General features: G+C 67.9%; 16 protein-coding genes and 1 pseudogene. 10 read left to right on the forward strand and 7 right to left on the reverse strand.

Annotated features, from left to right (window positions below; all coding sequences use genetic code 11):
• Nucleotides 1–4 precede the first annotated feature (4 nt).
• Nucleotides 5–2353: a hypothetical protein gene (locus AM586_RS24215; protein WP_156328224.1), complete on the forward strand. Its 2349-nt coding sequence runs from the start codon at nt 5–7 to the stop codon at nt 2351–2353.
• On the opposite strand, the gene AM586_RS24220 is transcribed toward AM586_RS24215, so the two are convergent.
• Both AM586_RS24220 and AM586_RS24225 read right to left on the reverse strand, forming a co-directional pair.
• On the reverse strand, nt 2350–3732 hold the full coding sequence (locus AM586_RS24220) for an MFS transporter (protein ID WP_052234003.1): 1383 nt from the start codon (nt 3730–3732) through the stop codon (nt 2350–2352). The genes AM586_RS24215 and AM586_RS24220 overlap by 4 nt on opposite strands.
• Before the next feature lie 98 nt (nt 3733–3830).
• Nucleotides 3831–4784, reverse strand: a complete 954-nt coding sequence (locus tag AM586_RS24225; RefSeq protein WP_047825505.1) for a 2-hydroxyacid dehydrogenase — start codon at nt 4782–4784, stop codon at nt 3831–3833.
• A 223-nt stretch (nt 4785–5007) separates the two neighbouring features.
• Here AM586_RS24225 and AM586_RS24230 point away from each other — a divergent pair, with 223 nt between their 5' ends.
• On the forward strand, nt 5008–5901 hold the full coding sequence (locus tag AM586_RS24230) for a LysR family transcriptional regulator (RefSeq protein WP_047825504.1): 894 nt from the start codon (nt 5008–5010) through the stop codon (nt 5899–5901).
• 28 nt (nt 5902–5929) lie between these two features.
• Here the strand turns inward: AM586_RS24230 and AM586_RS24235 are convergent, their stop codons facing one another.
• Nucleotides 5930–6397: a glycine zipper domain-containing protein gene (locus tag AM586_RS24235; protein ID WP_047825503.1), complete on the reverse strand. Its 468-nt coding sequence runs from the start codon at nt 6395–6397 to the stop codon at nt 5930–5932.
• 214 nt (nt 6398–6611) lie between these two features.
• Between AM586_RS24235 and AM586_RS28980 the strand changes: the two are divergent.
• From AM586_RS28980 to AM586_RS24245, 3 genes and pseudogenes are all read left to right on the forward strand, one after another.
• A pseudogene (locus AM586_RS28980) lies at nt 6612–7244 on the forward strand (patatin-like phospholipase family protein); the annotation flags it as partial.
• 754 nt (nt 7245–7998) lie between these two features.
• Nucleotides 7999–8817, forward strand: coding sequence for a hypothetical protein (locus AM586_RS28985; protein ID WP_229411193.1), 819 nt, complete (start codon nt 7999–8001; stop codon nt 8815–8817).
• Between the two features lie 98 nt (nt 8818–8915).
• On the forward strand, nt 8916–10115 hold the full coding sequence (locus AM586_RS24245; protein WP_156328223.1) for an AI-2E family transporter: 1200 nt from the start codon (nt 8916–8918) through the stop codon (nt 10113–10115).
• Between the two features lie 4 nt (nt 10116–10119).
• Here AM586_RS24245 and AM586_RS24250 read toward each other — a convergent pair whose 3' ends face one another.
• Complete coding sequence (locus tag AM586_RS24250; protein ID WP_047825502.1) at nt 10120–10815, reverse strand: lipid-binding SYLF domain-containing protein; 696 nt, start codon at nt 10813–10815, stop codon at nt 10120–10122.
• Between the two features lie 252 nt (nt 10816–11067).
• On the opposite strand from AM586_RS24250, the gene AM586_RS24255 reads away from it, so the two are divergent.
• Nucleotides 11068–11922 carry a sensor histidine kinase gene (locus tag AM586_RS24255; protein ID WP_082439510.1) on the forward strand — a complete coding sequence of 285 codons (855 nt, stop codon included), beginning with the start codon at nt 11068–11070 and terminating at the stop codon, nt 11920–11922.
• Nucleotides 11915–12574 carry a response regulator transcription factor gene (locus AM586_RS24260; protein WP_047825501.1) on the forward strand — a complete coding sequence of 220 codons (660 nt, stop codon included), beginning with the start codon at nt 11915–11917 and terminating at the stop codon, nt 12572–12574. Before AM586_RS24255 ends, AM586_RS24260 begins: the two co-directional genes overlap by 8 nt.
• 154 nt (nt 12575–12728) lie before the next feature.
• On the opposite strand, the gene AM586_RS24265 is transcribed toward AM586_RS24260, so the two are convergent.
• Together AM586_RS24265 and AM586_RS24270 are read right to left on the reverse strand one after the other, a co-directional pair.
• Nucleotides 12729–13061 carry a KGG domain-containing protein gene (locus AM586_RS24265; RefSeq protein ID WP_047825500.1) on the reverse strand — a complete coding sequence of 111 codons (333 nt, stop codon included), beginning with the start codon at nt 13059–13061 and terminating at the stop codon, nt 12729–12731.
• 145 nt (nt 13062–13206) lie between these two features.
• The gene (locus tag AM586_RS24270) at nt 13207–14235 is read right to left on the reverse strand and encodes an NADP-dependent oxidoreductase (protein ID WP_047825499.1); all 1029 of its coding nucleotides are present in this window, start codon (nt 14233–14235) and stop codon (nt 13207–13209) included.
• Between the two features lie 133 nt (nt 14236–14368).
• On the opposite strand from AM586_RS24270, the gene purU reads away from it, so the two are divergent.
• The 3 genes from purU to AM586_RS24285 are packed head-to-tail and all read left to right on the forward strand — an operon-like array spanning nt 14369 to nt 16275.
• The gene (purU, locus tag AM586_RS24275; protein ID WP_047825498.1) at nt 14369–15238 is read left to right on the forward strand and encodes a formyltetrahydrofolate deformylase; all 870 of its coding nucleotides are present in this window, start codon (nt 14369–14371) and stop codon (nt 15236–15238) included.
• A 32-nt stretch (nt 15239–15270) separates the two neighbouring features.
• A complete protein-coding gene (locus tag AM586_RS24280; protein ID WP_047825497.1) occupies nt 15271–15819 on the forward strand; it encodes a YaeQ family protein in 549 nt (182 codons plus the stop codon).
• Nucleotides 15820–15834: 15 nt separating this feature from the next.
• The gene (locus AM586_RS24285) at nt 15835–16275 is read left to right on the forward strand and encodes a copper chaperone PCu(A)C (protein ID WP_047825496.1); all 441 of its coding nucleotides are present in this window, start codon (nt 15835–15837) and stop codon (nt 16273–16275) included.
• A gap of 27 nt (nt 16276–16302) precedes the next feature.
• Here AM586_RS24285 and AM586_RS24290 read toward each other — a convergent pair whose 3' ends face one another.
• Nucleotides 16303–17082 carry a head GIN domain-containing protein gene (locus AM586_RS24290; RefSeq protein ID WP_047825495.1) on the reverse strand — a complete coding sequence of 260 codons (780 nt, stop codon included), beginning with the start codon at nt 17080–17082 and terminating at the stop codon, nt 16303–16305.
• Nucleotides 17083–17270: the final 188 nt, after the last annotated feature.

Here is a 17270-nt window from a genome sequence, read left to right on the forward strand (position 1 = left end):
GCACATGAGACCGAAAGCATTGTTGGTGCTGGCGCTGGCCGCTCAGCCGCTCTTGCCGGCGCTGGCGGACGACCCCGGCTGGCCGCGCGAGCTCACGGCGGAGCGCGCGAAACTGGTGTTCTACGAACCGCAGGTGGACGCCTGGAAGAACTATCGCGAGCTCGACTTCCGGCTCGCCTTCGAGCTGTCGCCGGCGAACGGCAAGCCGGCGGTCGGCATCGGCGAAATCCACGCCCGCACCGATGTGGATGTCGACAAGCGGCAGGCGGTGATCCGCGACCTGCGGGTGACGGAGACCAGGTTTCCCTCGGCGCCGCCGGATGAGCAGCGGCGCCTGGATGCGCTGTTCCGCAAGTTCGTCACGAACCGCGGCGACATCCCGATCTCGCTCGACCGCCTGGTCGCGCTCGCCGACAAGCCGCAGGCCGCGCCGCGGGGCGTGGCGGTGCGCAACGACCCGCCCACGATCTTCGTCAGCTACCAGCCCTCGATGCTGTTGCAGACCGACGGCAAGCCGGTCAGCGCCGCCACCGGCAGGGGCGGGGTGGAATTCATCGTCAACGCCAACTGGCCGGTGCTGCGCGCGCCTGGCGAGAACCGCTACTACCTGTTCAACGACGCCACGTGGCTGAGCGGCGCGCGGCTGGAGGGACCGTGGACGCCGGCCGGACCGCTGCCCGGCGCGATCAGCCGGGTGCTGGACGATCCGCAATGGGCCGACCTGAAGAAGGCCGCGGCGTCGAGCGCAGGCGCCCGCAAGGCGCCGTCGACCCCGGCCGTGTTCTTCAGCAGTACGCCGGCCGAGGTCATCGTCTTCGACGGCAAGCCGGTGTACGCGCCGATCCCGGGCACCGAACTGGTCTACGCGAAGAACACCGACGCCGACCTGTTCGTCGACCAGCGCAGCAAGAGCTATTACTTCCTGGCGGCCGGGCGCTGGTTCCGCGCCGCCAGCCTGGACGGCCCGTGGACCTTCGCCTCCGCCGAGCTGCCGCCGGACTTCGCCCGCATCCCGCCCGACAGCCCGGCCTCGCGCGTGCTGGTGTCGGTACCCGGTACCGAGGCCGCCAAGGATGCGGTGCTGCTGGCCCAGGTGCCGACCCGCGTCACGCTCGACCCGAAGCAGGCTGCCGCGATGGTGGACGTGTCGTATGACGGCCAGCCCGAGTTCAAGCCGATCGAAGGCACCCAGCTTTCCTACGCGGTGAACACGCCGGACCGGGTGATCAAGGTGGACCGGCAGTACTACCTGTGCGAGAACGGGGTCTGGTTCTATTCCAGCGCGCCGACCGGCCCCTGGACCACGGCGCCCTCGGTGCCGAGCCAGATCTACACGATTCCGCCCAGCTCCCCGGTCTATAACGTCACCTACGTGACCCAGACCACGGCGCCCAACGGCTACGTCGACGCCAGCTACACGGCCGGCTATTTCGGCACCTTCGTGATGGGCATGGCGGTCGGCGCCATCATCGCGGACGGCTCCGGCTACTGGTATCCGCCGTACTATCACTACCCGGCGTATGGCGGCTACCCGGTGTACCGGCCGTATGCGGCCACCTACGGCGTCGGCTCCTTCTACAACCCCTATACCGGGGCCTACGGGGCCTCGCGCGGCGTCTACGGGCCTTACCGCGGCACCACCGGCAGCGCCAGCTACAACCCCTATACCGGCACCTATGCGCGCGCCGGCTCGGCCTACGGCCCCTACGGCAGCCGGGCGGCGGCCGGCGCCTACAACCCCTATACCAGGGCCTCGGCGCGCGCCGGCGCCGTCGCCGGACCCGGCGGCAGCGCCGCCTTCGCCGGCGGGCGCAACCCCGCGACCGGCAACGCGGCCGCCACCCGCCAGGCCAGCAGCGTGTACGGCAGCTGGGGCAGTTCGGTAGTGCAGCGCGGCGGCGTCACCACGGCGACGCGGCATGCCACCACCGCCAGCGGCTCGGTCGGCGCCGCGCGTTCCTCCACGGGCGCGGGAGTGGTGGCCGGCACCGGCGCGCGCGGCAGCGGCGGCGTGGCCCGGAGCGCGGGCGGCGACCTGTACGCCGGCCGCGACGGCAACGTCTACCGGCGCAGCGAAGGCAGCTGGCAGCGCTACGACAACGGCGGCTGGAGCAATACCGCGGCGCAGCCGCGCGAATCGGCGCGCTCGTCGGCCGCTGCGCAAGCGCGTGCGACGGCGCGGCCGGCGGCGCAGACCTCCTCGCTGCCGCAGAACCTGAACCGCGACTTCCAGGACCGCCAGCGCGGCGCGATGCAGAGCCAGCGCTTTTCGAACTTCAGCAGCAGCGGGAGCCCTGGCGGGCGCGGCAGCGGGTTCGGCGGACGGGGCGGCGGCGGCCGGCGCGGTCGCTAGGCGGCGTTGTCGGTGACGACCGGTTCGACGATGGTGAACAGGATCAGCAGGCAGACGAGCGCGCTGCAGCCCATGTAGGTGAAGACGGCCGCCCAGCTGTAGGCGTCGAGCAGCATCCCCACGGCCAGCGGCGCGCAGGCGCCGCCAACCTGGCCGACGGCGTTGATGATGCCGAACGAAACGGGATAGACGCTCTTGTCGGCCAGCCCCATCGGATAAACGGCATAGCCGCCGAAGCCCATGCTGGCCATCAGCCCTGCCAGGAACAGCATGAAGCCCAGGTAGAAGGAGTTATCCGGCGCATAGACCAGCGCCAGCATCGTGAAGATGGTGCCGAAGGCGCTCAGCATCATCAATGGCTTGCGGCGCTTGCCCAGCATCCGGTCGGACAGCAGGCCCCCCAGCAGGTTGCCGATCACCGCACCCAGGAAGGGCGCCGAGGCGATGAAGCCCATCTTGATGGAGGCATAGCCTTTCACCGTGACCAGGTAGGTCGGGATCCACGACATGAAGATGTTCGTAATGCCGATCATGCAGCCGTAGCCGATGGCGGCGCCCACGATGTTCCAGGAGCTGAAGACTTGGCGCAGCGTGCGCAGTTGCGGCACGTTCCTGGTCCGGATCAGCTTGTCGAGCCACGCAAGCTCGTAGGTGCGCCGCAGCGGCGACGCTTCCGCTTCCGCGACCGCCACGCCCGCTTCGCTGCGGATATAGTCGCATTCCGTCTTCGAGCAGTACTTGCTCTCTTCCGGCGTATTGCTGACGGTGAAAATCCAGAGCACGGACAGCAGCACCCCCGGGATGGCGAACACGTAGAAGATCTCGCGCCAGCCCCACAGCTCGATCACGAGCACGCACAGCGAGGGCACGATCAGGGGGCCGAGCTTCGACGCCGTCAGCCACAGGCCGGTTGCCGTGCCCTTTTCCCGCGCCGGAAACCAACGGTTGATAATATTGGTGCAGCCGATGCCCAGTGGGCCCTCGGAGATGCCCAGGCCCACGCGGAACAGCTTCAGCAGGAAGACCGAGGAGGTGGTCCCCATCAAGCCCGTGAAAACGGAGGTGAGGATCATGAACACCGGGAACAGCCTGCCCGTCAGCCTGGCGCTCAGGCGCTTGTACAGCAGGCCGGTCGGAATCTGCACGATGCCATAAGCAAACGAAAACAGGCTGATGATCATGCCGGCTTCGGTATTGCTGATGCCGTACTCTTTCTTCATGTAGGGCAGGGCGATGCCCAGGTTGGCGCGGTCGGCGCAGGCAATGGCCCAGATCACGAAGATCAGTCCCATGACCACCCAGCGGAAACTGCCCGTTTTGGCAGGCACCGCAGCCGCTGCCTTGCCCATATCGTCACGAACGGTTTTGACCTGATTCATTGGTGTATTCCTTATTATGTGTTTAGAGCGCAGCCTGTCTCCTGCCGCGCTTGTTGCTGCTTTTTCTGGAACCCGAATCTGCTGCCCGCAAACCGCGTTCAGGTGGTGAGGCTCATTTCCGGACGTTGCCCGGCCAGCGCCTGCGCCAGGCTGGCCAGCACCATCTCGCCCATCGCGGTACGGGTCTCGATCGTGGCGCTGGCGCGGTGGGCCTGCAGCACCACGTTGTCCATGCCACGCAGCGGTGCCGGCACATGCGGTTCGTCGACGAACACGTCCAGGCCGGCCCCGGCGATCCGGCCTTCCTGCAAGGCGGCGACCAGGTCCGGCTCGTTGACCAGCCTGCCGCGTGCGATATTCACCAGGAAGCCGTCCTTGCCGAGCGCATCGAGCACGCTCGCATCGATGATGCCTTCGGCCTTGTCGGCCGCGGCGGCCAGCACCAGCGCGTCGCTGTCGCGGGCCAGGGCCACCGGGTCGGCAAAGAAGGGGTAGGGCAGGTCGTCCATCGCCTGCAGGTCGGTGTAGGCGATCGGGCAGCCGAACGCGGCGGCGCGCTGCGCGACGGCGCGGCCGACGCGACCCATGCCGACGATGCCGACGCGCATGCCGCTGAAACGGCGCGACAGCGGAATCGCGCCCGGATGCGGATTCTTTGCCCACAGGCCCTCGCGCACGATGCGGTCGCCGGCGGCGATGCCGCGGCAGGTCGAAATCAGGAGACCGATGGCCAGGTCGGCGACATCCTCGGTCAGGGCGCCGAAGGTGGCCGTCACGGCAATGCCGCGCCGGCGGGCGTAGGCCAGATCGACGGCGTCGGTCCCTACGCCGTTGATCGCCACCACCTGCAGATTGGGCAGCTGCGCCATCAGCTCGTTGCTGATGCCCGTATGGCCCCCGGAGATGACGCCGCGGATCGAGGCGCCGATCTCGCGGATGAAGGTCTGCTTGTCTTCCTGTTCGAACAGCCGGTGCACCGTGTAGAGCTGGTTCAGGCGTTCGCTGATCGAAGGAATCAGGATGGGATTCAGTTGCAAAATTCCGGGCTTCATAATGTGTCCTTGGTTACCGCCAGCAAGGGCGTGGGAATCGTCGACGCAGGCCAGCGCTGGGCGCTCGAAGAGAGCTCGACTTCGGAACGATGATAGAAGCGTATGGTGATGCCAGTCCAATCCGGATCGGCAATTATGTGATACCTTAATTGGATTACAACCGAGGTGGCCGGGAAGCTGCGACGGCGAAACCGGATAGCCGTAAGCTCAGGTCGATCACTAAATGTTCGATTTAAAACAATTGCGCTGTTTTGTCACGGTCGCAACCGAACTGAACTTTCGGCGCGCGGCCGAACGCCTGCACATGACGCAGCCGCCGCTGACGCGGCAAATCCAGCTGCTCGAGCACGAACTCGGTGTGCAATTGCTTGAGCGCACGAAGCATTCGGTGAGCCCGACCGCCGCCGGCAAGGTCTTCCTGGTCGACGCCACCCGCCTGCTGAACCTGGCCGAGCAGGCCGCCACCACGGTGCGGCGGGTCAGCAAGGGAGAGACCGGCCGCGTACGCGTCGGCTTCACCGGCGCCGCCGGCTATGAGATCGTGCCGCGCCTGCTGGCGGCGGCGAAGCGGGCCCTGCCGGATATCGACGTCGTCGTGCACGAGCTCGTATCGGCGGCACAGGTCGATGCCTTCGCGGCCGATACGATCGACCTCGGCATCATGCGTCCGCTGAGCGCAAGACAGAAGCTGGATTCTTTCCTGATCGACGTCGAGCCGCTGGTCGTCGTGCTGCCGGCAGCGCATGCACTGGCCGGCCACGACAGCATCGACCTCGCCGCCCTCGATCGCCAGCCATTCATCATGCACTCGCCCCATGACGGCAAATATTTCCATGAACGGACGATGAGTTTGTTCTGGTCCGCGAAAGTGATGCCCGAGTTTGTCCAGTACATCGACCAGACGCCAACCATCATTTCCATGGTCCGGGCCGGCCTGGGCGCGGCCATCGTCCCGGCATCCGCGCAGCGCTTCAAGTTCGACAATGTGGTATTCCGGCCGATCCGGCGCCACGAGGTGGTCGCCGAAATGATCATGGCGTGGCGTCCGGACCAATGCATCCCCGCGGTATCCGCGCTCAGGACGATGGCTCAGGCGCATTTCTCGATCCCGCAGTAAGCCCTCGGGCTCGCTCGATCATCGGTCCTCAGTTCATCGTGTAGCCCCGGCCGCTCATGCAGGCGGACCAGGCGCGGTAATAGCTGTCGATCTGCTGGGCCTGTCCCTGCTGCGCGGACTCGTTGCGGGCGGCCTGGTTCTGGCGCGCACGGTGGCCGCCGGCCATGGTGCCCGCCACCGCACCGACGCCCGCGCCCTTGCCGGTATCGCCGGCGATCGCGCCGATCGCGGCCCCGCCCAGCGCACCGCGCGCCGCGCCGCGCATGCGCTCGCCGCCGCCCACCGCCGGTCCGGTTTCCTGCGGCGGCGTGGATGCCGCGGCCGCCGGGTCGACCCCCGTCTTGTTCCTGGCCCAGACATGGCATTCGCCGTCGTCCTTGTCCTGCTTCGCCTGGCTCTGACCCTTGGCCGGGTAGGCGATCGGACGCTGCTGGGCCGCGCCCACGGAGAGTGCCGCCAGCATCGCGCCGAGGGCGATGGTTTTCATGGTACGCATTGCCGACCTCCCTGATCGTGGGGCGTGCGCCGACGGACGGCGCCTCACCAATACTCTGGGACGGTACGGGCGCGCCGGCTATTGTCCTTTGGTCCCACGAATTTGCAAGTTGCGGGGCCGATTGATATGGCTCAGCCGGACCGGAAGCTGAATCGTGCGAGCGGCGAGCGGCCATTACATTAGCGCTGTCGATCAAGCTCACCCGATGAAACCGATGTCACCACTCCGAGGTCCGCTGGCGCTCTTGTTTGCGCTCTTGCTCGCCGCCGCATCTGCCGCAGCGCCTGCGCAGCCCGCTTCGCCCGCGCCGGCAAGCCGTCCCCGCATCGGCCTGGTGCTGGGCGGCGGCGGCGCGCGCGGCACCGCCCACATCGGCGTGCTCGAGGTGCTGGAACGCCTGCGCGTGCCGGTCGATTGCGTGGCCGGCACCAGCATGGGGGCGCTGATTGCCGGGGCCTGGGCCAGCGGCGTCGGCCCCGCCGCCATGCGCCAGCGCCTGGCCGGGGTCGACTGGCGCGACCTGTTCGACGACAATCCCTCGCACGCGGAAACGAATTACCGCGAGCGCCTGCTGTCGCAAAGCTATTACCCGGGCCTGGAATTCGGCGTCACCAACGACGGCATCCGCGCGGCCCACGGCGTGGTCGGCGGACAGAAGATCAAGCTGTTCTTCAACACCCTGGTCGGCGCCGACCGCGGCGCGCGCGCGATCGAAGACCTGCCGCTGCCGCTGGCCATCGTGGCGACCGACATCGGCACCGGCGAGAAGCTCGTGTTCCGCCGCGGCGAACTGTCGGCCGCGATGCGGGCCAGCATGTCGGTGCCGGCGCTGCTGGCGCCGGTACCTTACCGGGGCCGCTTCCTGGTCGATGGCGGGCTGGTCGACAACTTGCCGGTCGACGAGGTCATCGCCGCCTGCCATCCCGATGTCGTGATCGCGGTCGACGTCGGCTCGCCGCTCGCGAAACCGGAAGACGTGACGACCCTGCGCGCGATCACCGGCCAGACCATCGGCGTGCTGACCGAGCAGAACGCCGAGCGCTCGCGCGCCATGCTCAAGCCCGGCGACATCTACATCAAGCCCGCGCTGGCGGGCGTCACGGCGGCCGATTTCAACGAATTCCGCGCCGGCGCCGAAAGCGGGCGCCAGGCCGCCGAGGCGCAGGCGGCGGCGCTGGCGCGCTATTCGCTGCCGCCGGACCGGTACGCGGCCTGGGCGGACAGGCTGAGGACGCCGTCGTCGCCGAATCCGCGCGTGGACGAGGTGCGGATCAGCGGCCTGAAGCGGGTCAATCCGGCATTCGTCATGCGCCATATCCGCATCCGTCCCGGCCAGCGCTTCGATCCGCTCCGGCTCCAGCGCGACCTGGCGCGGATCTACGGCGACGGCGACGTCGAGAACGTCGACTACCGGCTGGAGGAGGAGGGGGGGGCGCACCATCCTGCGCATCCTCGTCACCGAGAAAAGCTGGGGGCCGGACTACATCCGCTCGGGCGTCTTCATCGAGGCCGACGACAAGGAGACCGAGTTCGCCTTCCGCGCCGCCTATCACCGCAAATGGCTGAACTCGCTCGGCGCCGAATGGCTGTCCGGCTTCCAGGTGGGCGAGCGCTCGGACCTGTACACCGAGTTCTACCAGCCGCTGGAGGCGCGCCAGCGGTGGTTCGTCGAGCCGGCGCTCGGCATCAGCCGCGAGCGCCTCAACCTCTACCAGAACGACCACCGGATCGCCGAGTACCTGGTCCGGCAGAAGCGGGCCTTCGTCAATCTCGGCGCGAATGTCGGCGTGCTCGGCGCGCTGCGCCTCGGCTGGCTGGTCCGCAAGCTCGATACCTCGGTCGAAACGGGCGCGCCCACGCTGCCGACCGGCGAGGCCACGCTGAAGGGCTGGCAGGCACTGCTCGAGTTCGACCAGTTCGACCAGCCCTTCTTTCCCACCACCGGCTGGTACGGCAACATCGCCTGGTTCGATCCCAAGGACAGGGATTACACCCGGCTGAGCGCCGACCTGCGCGCCGCCAGGTCGTGGGGACCCTATGTGATCAACGGACGCTTTAGCTACCTGGGCTCGCCGAAAGGGCGGCTGCCGCTCGGCGACGCCGGCGCCCTCGGCGGTTTCCTGCGCCTGTCCGGTTTTACGCGCGACCAGATCCTGGCCGGCGACATCCGCTTCGCCAGCGTCCGCGGCGAGCGGGTGATCGGACGCATGCCGCTGGGCCTGCGCGGCGACCTGCGGCTCGGCGCGTCGCTGGAGACGGGCAGGGTGCGCGACCGCTTCACCGAGACCGGCCTGGAGGGCTGGCAACAGGCCGGCGCCGTCTACCTCGGCGGCGAAACCCCGCTCGGCCCGCTCTACCTGGGCGCCGGCTATGCAAAGGGCGGGCATCGCAGTCTCTACCTGTTCCTGGGCCTTCCGTAATCAAGCTTGCCCTTGGTCTTAGGTCCAATTTGCATCGGTGCTGGCCCCCACGACAATGTTCCGCGTGTGCCAAGACGCCGGTGGACGAGGGGAGGCCCGTGAAATTCGATCGACTGATGGAACAGCTGACCGGCGTGCTGGCGCTGGTGGTGCTGGTAGGCGGGGCCCTGATCGTGGTCGCGCCCTTCGTGACCGCCCTGTTGTGGGGGGCGATCCTCGCCTTTTCGACCTATCGCCCCTACCTGCGGCTGGCCGGCGCGCTCGGCGGGCGGCGCGCGATCGCGGCGGTGCTGATCATGCTGGCGATCCTGGTCCTGCTGATCGGACCGGTCGTGTACGCGGGCACCGCCTTCGCAACCCGGGTGCCCGAGCTGGTCCTCGCCGTGCAGGCCAGGCTGGGTTCCGGCATGCCGACCTTGCCGAACTGGGTCATCCAGCTGCCGCTGGTCGGGCCGCGCCTGGAAGACGCCTGGGAAGCGGTCGCCACACGCAATCCGGAGGTGTTGGTGCGGATCCGGCAACTGGCCGCGCCCTTCTTCGGCGCAGTGCTCGGCGCCGCGCTGTCGGTGGTGCAGGGCATCGGACTGCTGATCCTGTCGGTGCTGTTCGCGGCCTTCTTCTACCTGAGCGGCGAGAGCCTCGGCGGCGCCCTGCAGGGTGCGATGCGGCGCATCGCCGGCACCCAGGCGCCGGTGCTGCTGGCCCTGATCGGCGGCACCGTCAAGGGCGTGGTCTACGGCATCCTCGGCACCTCGCTGGCCCAGGCGGTGCTGTGCGCGGTCGGGTACTGGATCGCCGGCCTGCCTTCGCCGGTGCTGCTCGGTCTGCTCACCTTCTTCCTCGCGGTGATCCCGGGCGGCCCCCTGCTGGTCATCATCCCGGGCGCCATCTGGCTGGTGCAGCAGGGCGCAGGCGGATGGGCGGTGTTCCTGGTCGTGTGGACGCTGGCGGTCGGCCTGTCGATCGACAATGTGCTCAAGCCCATCATCATCGGCAGGAGCAGCCATGTGCCCTTCATCCTGATCATGCTCGGCGTGCTGGGCGGGGCGGCGGCCTTCGGCCTGCTCGGGGTGTTCGTCGGGCCGACCCTGCTCGCCGTGGCGCACGCGGTGCTGCGCGACTGGGTCAGCGTGAAGAGCGGCATGCCGTCCGCGGCGATGCCGGGCCCGGCCCCGCCCTCCACGGTGGCCGGCGGCACGCCCCAGCGCCCTGGCGCCGATCCGGGACCGGCGCTGCGCATCCAGCCGCCGCCGGACGCCGGGTCTTCGCCCGGCCGCAAGACGACTCCCCCTGGCTGAGCGCCTAGCGCCCGGCGCCCGCGGCCGTGCGCGCCAGCTCGTGGGCGAGCGCTTCGCCGCTCGCATTGTTCGCCGAGTGCTTGACCAGGATGTCGACCGGCGTGACCTGGCGGCCGTAGAACGCCTGGTTGGCCTTGTCGTCGATCGAGACCACGGTGCCGCTCATGTTCAGGCCGGCATACAGGCCCTTGGTACGCACGAACACCACCATGTCGGCGGTGATCGGGGCCCCGGTGCCGGCGCCGACCGGACCGGCGGCCACGCTGACGTCGCCGCCCAGCTTGAAGCCGGAGGACAGGAAGGAGTTCATCGCCTTTTCGGTCATCACCAGCGCGACCATCTCGGCGGACTCGGCGCCGATCTGCAGGCCGATGCTGCCGGTGCCGAGCTTGTAGAAGGCGGGGCCGGTCCAGCCCGGGCCGCCCGTCGAGCGCGCCTGCAGGACGGCATTGCCGCCGGAGCCGCCGACGATGAAGCCGGCCTGCAGGATGCGCGGACTGACCAGGATGGCCTTGGCGCGCGGCAGGTTCTGGTGCAGCCAGCCCATGTCCGGGTCCTGCGCGAAGCGCTTGAGCGTGGCTTGCGAGGCGTCGGCGGTGGAACGCGCCTCGTCGGGCGTGCCGGTGGACGCGCAGCCGCCGAGCATCAGGCCCAGGCAGGTAAGGAGCAGGCCGGCCGGGCGGGCAGTCGTTGTCAGCATGGTGAACCTCCTGGGCAAGAAAGGGATCGGTGCCGGCCGGGGCGTGCGCCGACGGCCGCGCTGTCAGTCTTCAGTCTATAGAACTTGAACGCCGGCCCCCATTGGCCTTTCGGGGTACACGATCTCGGGCCTTGTAGTGCCATCAACGTGCATAGTCTTTGTGAAATCTCAAATCGCCCCGATGTCCCGGTCATCGCGACGACGACCCAGCCTAGAATGGCCCGATGATGACGTCCCGCGAGGAGCTATCGTATGGCGCTCGGTTCGATCCCGACCAGGGCACGGATTCGCTGGGTGCGCTTGCGGGGCAGGCGCCGCGGCCGTCTGGTCATGGTCCAGGGCATCGCTTCCGGGCGCCGCCGCGAGCGCGAATTGCGGGTGCAGCGGGAGCAGTTGATCCACCTGGCGCGGGTCGGCCTGCTGGGCGAACTGAATGCCGCGCTGGTGCACGAACTGAACCAGCCGCTGGCCGCGATCCTGGCCAACGCCCAGGCCGGCCGGCGCCGCCTCAGGGGCCAGGCCGCCGCGCCGGGACGGCTGGACGACGTCTTCGGCGACATTGTCGAGGCGAGCCAGCGCGCCATCAGCGTCATCCAGCGCATGCGCGCGCTGTTCCTGCGGCGCGACACCCAGCGCCTGCCGGTCGACCTGAATGCGGTGGCGCGCGAGGCCCTGGCGCTGGCGCGCTCCAGCCTGGCCGCGCATGGGGTGCGGCTGGCGCTGGCGCTCGATCCGCACACGGTGCCGCTGCGCGGCGATGCCATCCAGTTGCAGCAGGTGCTGCTGAACCTGATCCTCAACGCCTGCGACGCGATGGATGCCAACCCGCCCGGCGCGCGCCGGCTGGCCGTCGCCACCGCCGCGGGACCGGGGGCACAGGCCAGCCTGACGGTCACCGACAACGGTTCCGGCATCGCACACGGGCTGCTGGAACGCATCTTCGATTCCTTTTTCACGACAAAACAGCAAGGCCTCGGCGTCGGCCTGTCGGTCTCGCGCGAGATCGTGGCGGCGCATGGCGGCCGCATCGAAGCCATCAACCGGGCCGAGGGCGGCGCGGTGTTCCGTATCACGCTGCCGATGTGTGGGGAGACGCAACATGAATGAGCAAGCGATGGTGTACCTGATCGACGACGAACCCTGCCTGCTGCGCGCGCTGCAGCGGCTCCTGGAAGCGGAAGGCCTTATGGTGCAGGCTTTTCCCTCGGCCGAGGAGTTCCTGCGCGCGCACGACCCGGGCAGGACCGGCTGCGTGGTCGCCGACCTGTGCCTGCCCGGCCTGGACGGGCTGACGCTGCAGCGGACCCTGTGCGCGCTCGGGAACGTGCGTGCGGTCGTGCTGATGACGGCGTATGGCGACATCGCCACCAGCGTGCATGCGATGAAGGCCGGGGCGGTCGACTTCCTGGTCAAGCCCTTCGATGACGAAAGCTTCCTGGCGGCGGTGCGCAGCGCGCTGGCCAAGGACGAATACGACCGGAAGGTGCTGCAGGAGCTGCAGATGGTGCGCGGGCGCCTGGCCTCGCTGACGCCGCGCGAGCATGAGGTGCTCGACCACGTGGTGACGGGCCGCCTGAACAAGCAGATCGCCGCCGATCTCGGGATCACCGAAAAGACCATCAAGGTGCACCGGGCGCGGGCGATGGAGAAGATGGGCGTCAGCACGCTGGCCGAACTGGTGCGCAAGACGCTCGAGGTCCAACTGGGGACGGTAATCGATGGCCGGGGCGTCGACCGCGGAGATCCTCCTGCCCATTGAGTGGGGGGCGGTGAGGATGCGCACTCCGGCACAGGATGCGTTCTGGCGGAGTGCGCAACGGGTGAGGGAGCCGGCAGCGAGTCGCCGGTATTGGAATGATGGCGGCCATCATTCCTGGTCAGGTAAGGAGCCTGGCGAAGCCGCGTTCCTTATCTTATTCCGGCTTGCCGCCCTGGCGGTTGCCCCCCTTGGCGGCAGCCGCGGCGCGGTTGGCCGATTGCCGGCTTTCCCCGCCTTTGCGACCGATGTCTGCCATGTGGGCGCGGTTGCGGCTGACCACTTCCCCGCCTTTCTGGCCTGCGCGGCGCGCTTCCTCCGAATCGAATTCGTGCGCCGTTCCCTTCTGGTGGGCGGCCTGGCCGCCCTTGCTGGCGATTTGACGCTGCTGGTTCTGGTCCATCGCAGCGAAACCGCGCTTGGCAGGCTGGCTTTTCTGCTCGTTGCCGCCCGAGCTCGCGCTCTTGCCGCCTTCCTTGCTTGTCGCCATATCGATCTCCTTGTGCCTGTCGGTGAACAATCAAACCCGAGAGCGTCATGGATGCGCTCGTGCGATTAGAGACGCAGGGGATGCGATAGTTCCGGCTGACGTGAAACTCGATTGCGCTGGCCGCCCGCGCGGCGCGGCCCACCGCTCAGTCGTCGGCGATTTTCAGCACCAGCTTGCCGAAGTTCTTCCCTTCGAACAGCATCAGCAGCGCGGCAGGGAAGTTCTCGAAACCCTCGACCACGTGCTCGCGGTGCTTGATGCTGCCCTCGCGCAGCCACTGCGCCAGTCGCGCCACGCCTTCCGGATAGCGGTGTGCGAAATCGAACACCACCATGCCCTCCATGCGCGCACGGTTCACCAGCAGGGACAGGTAGTTGGCCGGGCCGGCTACCTTCGTCGTGTTGTTGTACTGCGAGATCGCGCCGCAGATCACGATGCGCGCCTTCATGTTGATGCGGGTGAGGACGGCGTCCAGGATCTCGCCGCCGACGTTGTCGAAATAGACGTCGACGCCGTCCGGGCAGTGCTGCTTCAGGCCCGGCCCGATGGGGCCTTCCTTGTAGTCGATGCAGGCGTCGAAGCCGAATTCCTCGACCACGAAGCGGCATTTGTCGGCGCCGCCCGCGATGCCCACCACGCGGCAGCCAAGGTGTTTGGCGATCTGGCCGACCGTCGCCCCGACCGCGCCGGCGGCGGCCGACACCAGCACCGTCTCGCCGGCCTTCGGCTGGCCGATGTCGAGCAGGCCGAAATACGCGGTCATGCCCGGCATGCCGAGTACGTTCAGCCAGGCGGGCAGGGGCGCCAGCGCCGGGTCGATCTTCACCAGGCCGCCCTTGTCGTCGGCCGGACCGGTCCAGAAGCGCTGCACGCCGAAGGCGCCGCTGACGTGCTCGCCCACGGCAAAGCGCTTTGATCTCGATTCCACCACCCGGCCGACCGCGCCGGCGCGCATCGTCTCGCCGATCGCCACCGGACGGATATACGACTTCCCTTCGTTCATCCAGCCGCGCATGGCGGGGTCGAGCGACAGGTACAGCAGCTTCACGCGCACCTGGCCTTCCTCCAGCGGCGCAAGCGGTTCCTCGGCGAGCTGCCAGTTGTCCTTCGTCGGCAGGCCGACGGGGCGGGAAGCGAGGCGGAATTGCTGGTTGGTCTGGACGGCGTCGGTCATGGCATTCCTTTCATAAAAGTGAACGATCGTTCAACTATAGCGGAAGGCGGAAAAGCTGTTGCGGACGTGCTGAAGATGCAAGGCGTGCGACAATGCCCATGGCATCCTCATCCATTCATCATCGGCGATTCCCATGACGCACCCCGAATACATCCTGACCCTGTCCTGCCTGGACCAGCGCGGCATCGTCCTGCGCGTTTCCGGCTTCCTGGCCGAGCACGGCTGCAACATCATCGACTCCGACCAGTTCGGCGACGCGGAATCGAAGCTGTTCTTCATGCGCATCCACTTTGCGCTGGAAGAGCCGAACGTGTCGGACGCCACCCTGCGCGCCGGCTTCGACGTCCTCTGCGCCCACCTGGGCGCGTCCGGCCAGCTGCACGACGCGGCGCGCAAGCCGCGCGTGCTGATCATGGTCTCGAAGATCGGCCACTGCCTGAACGACCTGCTGTTCCGCTACCGCAGCGGCCTGCTGCCGGTGGAAATTCCGGCCATCGTTTCGAACCACATGGAGTTCTACCAGCTCGCGGCCAGTTACAATATCCCCTTTCACCACTTGCCGCTCGAAGCCGGCGCCAGCGACGCCGACAAGCTGGCGCAGGAAAGCCGCATCATCGAGCTGCTGGACCGGCACCAGATCGACCTGGTCGTGCTGGCGCGCTACATGCAGATCCTGTCGCCGGGATTGTGCGAGGCCTTGAAGGGCAGGGCGATCAATATTCACCACTCCTTCCTGCCGAGCTTCAAGGGCGCGCGTCCGTATGCCCAGGCGCACCGGCGCGGCGTCAAGCTGATCGGCGCCACCGCCCACTTCGTCACCGGCGACCTGGACGAAGGCCCGATCATCGAGCAGGACGTCGAGCGGGTCGACCACGCCATGGGCGTCGAGGCGCTGACGGCGATCGGACGCGACGTCGAAAGCGTGGTGCTGGCGCGCGCGGTCAAGTGGTTCGTGGAACACCGCATCCTGCTGAACGGCGACAAGACCGTCGTGTTCAGCTGAAGCACCGGACAATCAGAAAGCAGAAGAACCAGATGGCCCTGAAAGCAACGATCTACAAGGCAGACCTGAACATCGCGGACATGGACCGCAATTACTACCAGGAGCACGCGCTCACCATCGCGCGCCATCCTTCCGAAACCGACGAGCGCTTGATGATCCGCCTGCTCGCCTTCGCCCTGCACGCCGACGAGGCGCTGGCCTTCGGCAAGGACCTGTTCGACGTCGAGGAGCCGGCCCTGTGGCTGAAGGACCTGACCGGGGCCATCGACACCTGGATCGAGGTCGGCCAGCCCGACGAACGCCGCCTGATGAAGGCCAGCGGCCGTTCCGAGCACGTGGTGGTCTACAGCTACAGCGCGGTCAGCCACATCTGGTTCAAGCAGATCGCCAAGCAGATCGACCGCGCCCGCAACATCACGATCGTGAACGTCGCGGCCGAGTCCAGCGCCGCGCTCGAACGCATGTGCAAGCGCAACATGCAGATCCAGTGCACGATCCAGGACGGCCAGGTCTGGCTGACCGACGGCACGGACACGGTGCAGGTCGAACGCGAGACGCTGCTGGCCGAACGCTCGTATTAACCAGAAGGGGGAATCATGAACCGTCATCTTCTCGCGCTGGCGCTGGCCGGCCTCGTTGCCGTCCCGGCGCTGGCCCAGGTCAGCGTCAGCGATCCGTGGATCCGCGCCACCGTGCCCCAGGCAAAGGTGGCCGGCGCCTTCATGCAGCTGAAGTCCGCGAAGCCGGCGAAACTGGTCGACGTGAAGAGCCCGGTCGCCGGCCGGGTCGAACTGCACCAGATGGCGATGGAAGGCCAGACCATGCGCATGCGCGCCGTCGACGCCATCGACCTGCCTGCCGGCCAGACCGTCAACCTGGCCTCGGGCGGCTATCACGTGATGCTGTTCGAACTGAAGCACCAGCTGAAGGAGGGCGAGCAGGTGCCGCTGACCCTGGTGGTGCAGGACGCCGACGGCAAGCGCGAGAACGTCGCGCTGACGGTCCCGGTCAAGCCGCTGACCTACACCGCGCGGTAGGGTGGGCACGCCGAGCCCACCCGACGCTCAGCGCGGGGCGGCGCCCAGGCGCTTGGCGTTGCCGGAGCCGACCACCGACTTGCTGACCTGCGGATCGCCGTAGTAATTGACGTCGCCGGAGCCGGCCACCGTCATGCTCAGGCTGTCGCGTACCCACAGGGTCGCGTCGCCCGAGCCGGCCACCGTCACGCTGGCCTTCTCCAGGCGCACGCGCGCCATGTCGACGGTGCCCGAGCCGCCGATCGAGGCCGACAGGCTGCGCGCCGCGCCTTCCTCTACCTTCAGGTCGCCGCTGCCGCCCAGGTTCACGCTGATCGATTCGCCCTCGGCCTTGCGCACCTTGATGTTGCCGGAACCGCCGACATCGAACTTCAGGCGCGAACCGGCGACGCGGTCGGCATCGATGCTGCCGGAGCCGGCCAGCGCCAGGCGGTCCACTTCGCGCGCCTGCACCACGATCTTCAGGGTCCGGGTCTTGATGTTGACCTTGTTCTTGTTGCGGATCTTCAGGGTGCCGTCCTCGACCACGGTCTCGATCAGCGGCAGCAGGTTGTCGTCGGTCTCGATGGTGAGGCCTTCGCTGTTGCCGGTGCGGATCTCGACCTGGCCCGGCAGCGAGAAGGCCACGCCGTTGAAGTGGCCGACCTCGCGCGCCTGGCGCTTGATGTTGCCGTTGCCCTGCACCTGTTCGCTGCGGCCGACGCTCCAGTCGAAGGCCATGGCCGGGGCCGTCATGGCCGCGGCCGCGCAGGCGAGGGTGCAGGCGGCCAGCAGGCGGCGGCGCGGGTTCGGGGTCGTCGTGCTCATGGTGCGTTCTCCTTGATTCTTGTTGTCGATGATCGATGAGTGCATTGTAGGCAGGCCGGCCCGGGCGTGCGGGGGCTTTGCGACGAACTGCAGGGGCGGCGCGCCAGAATGCAGATAGGCGGAGCGGTCGGCGCTGCAGCGCTGAGATGTTGCAAGTTTTTCACAAGAAAAAATATCTTTCCAAGTGG

This window comes from Massilia sp. WG5 (assembly GCF_001412595.2).
Classification (GTDB): domain Bacteria; phylum Pseudomonadota; class Gammaproteobacteria; order Burkholderiales; family Burkholderiaceae_D; genus Telluria.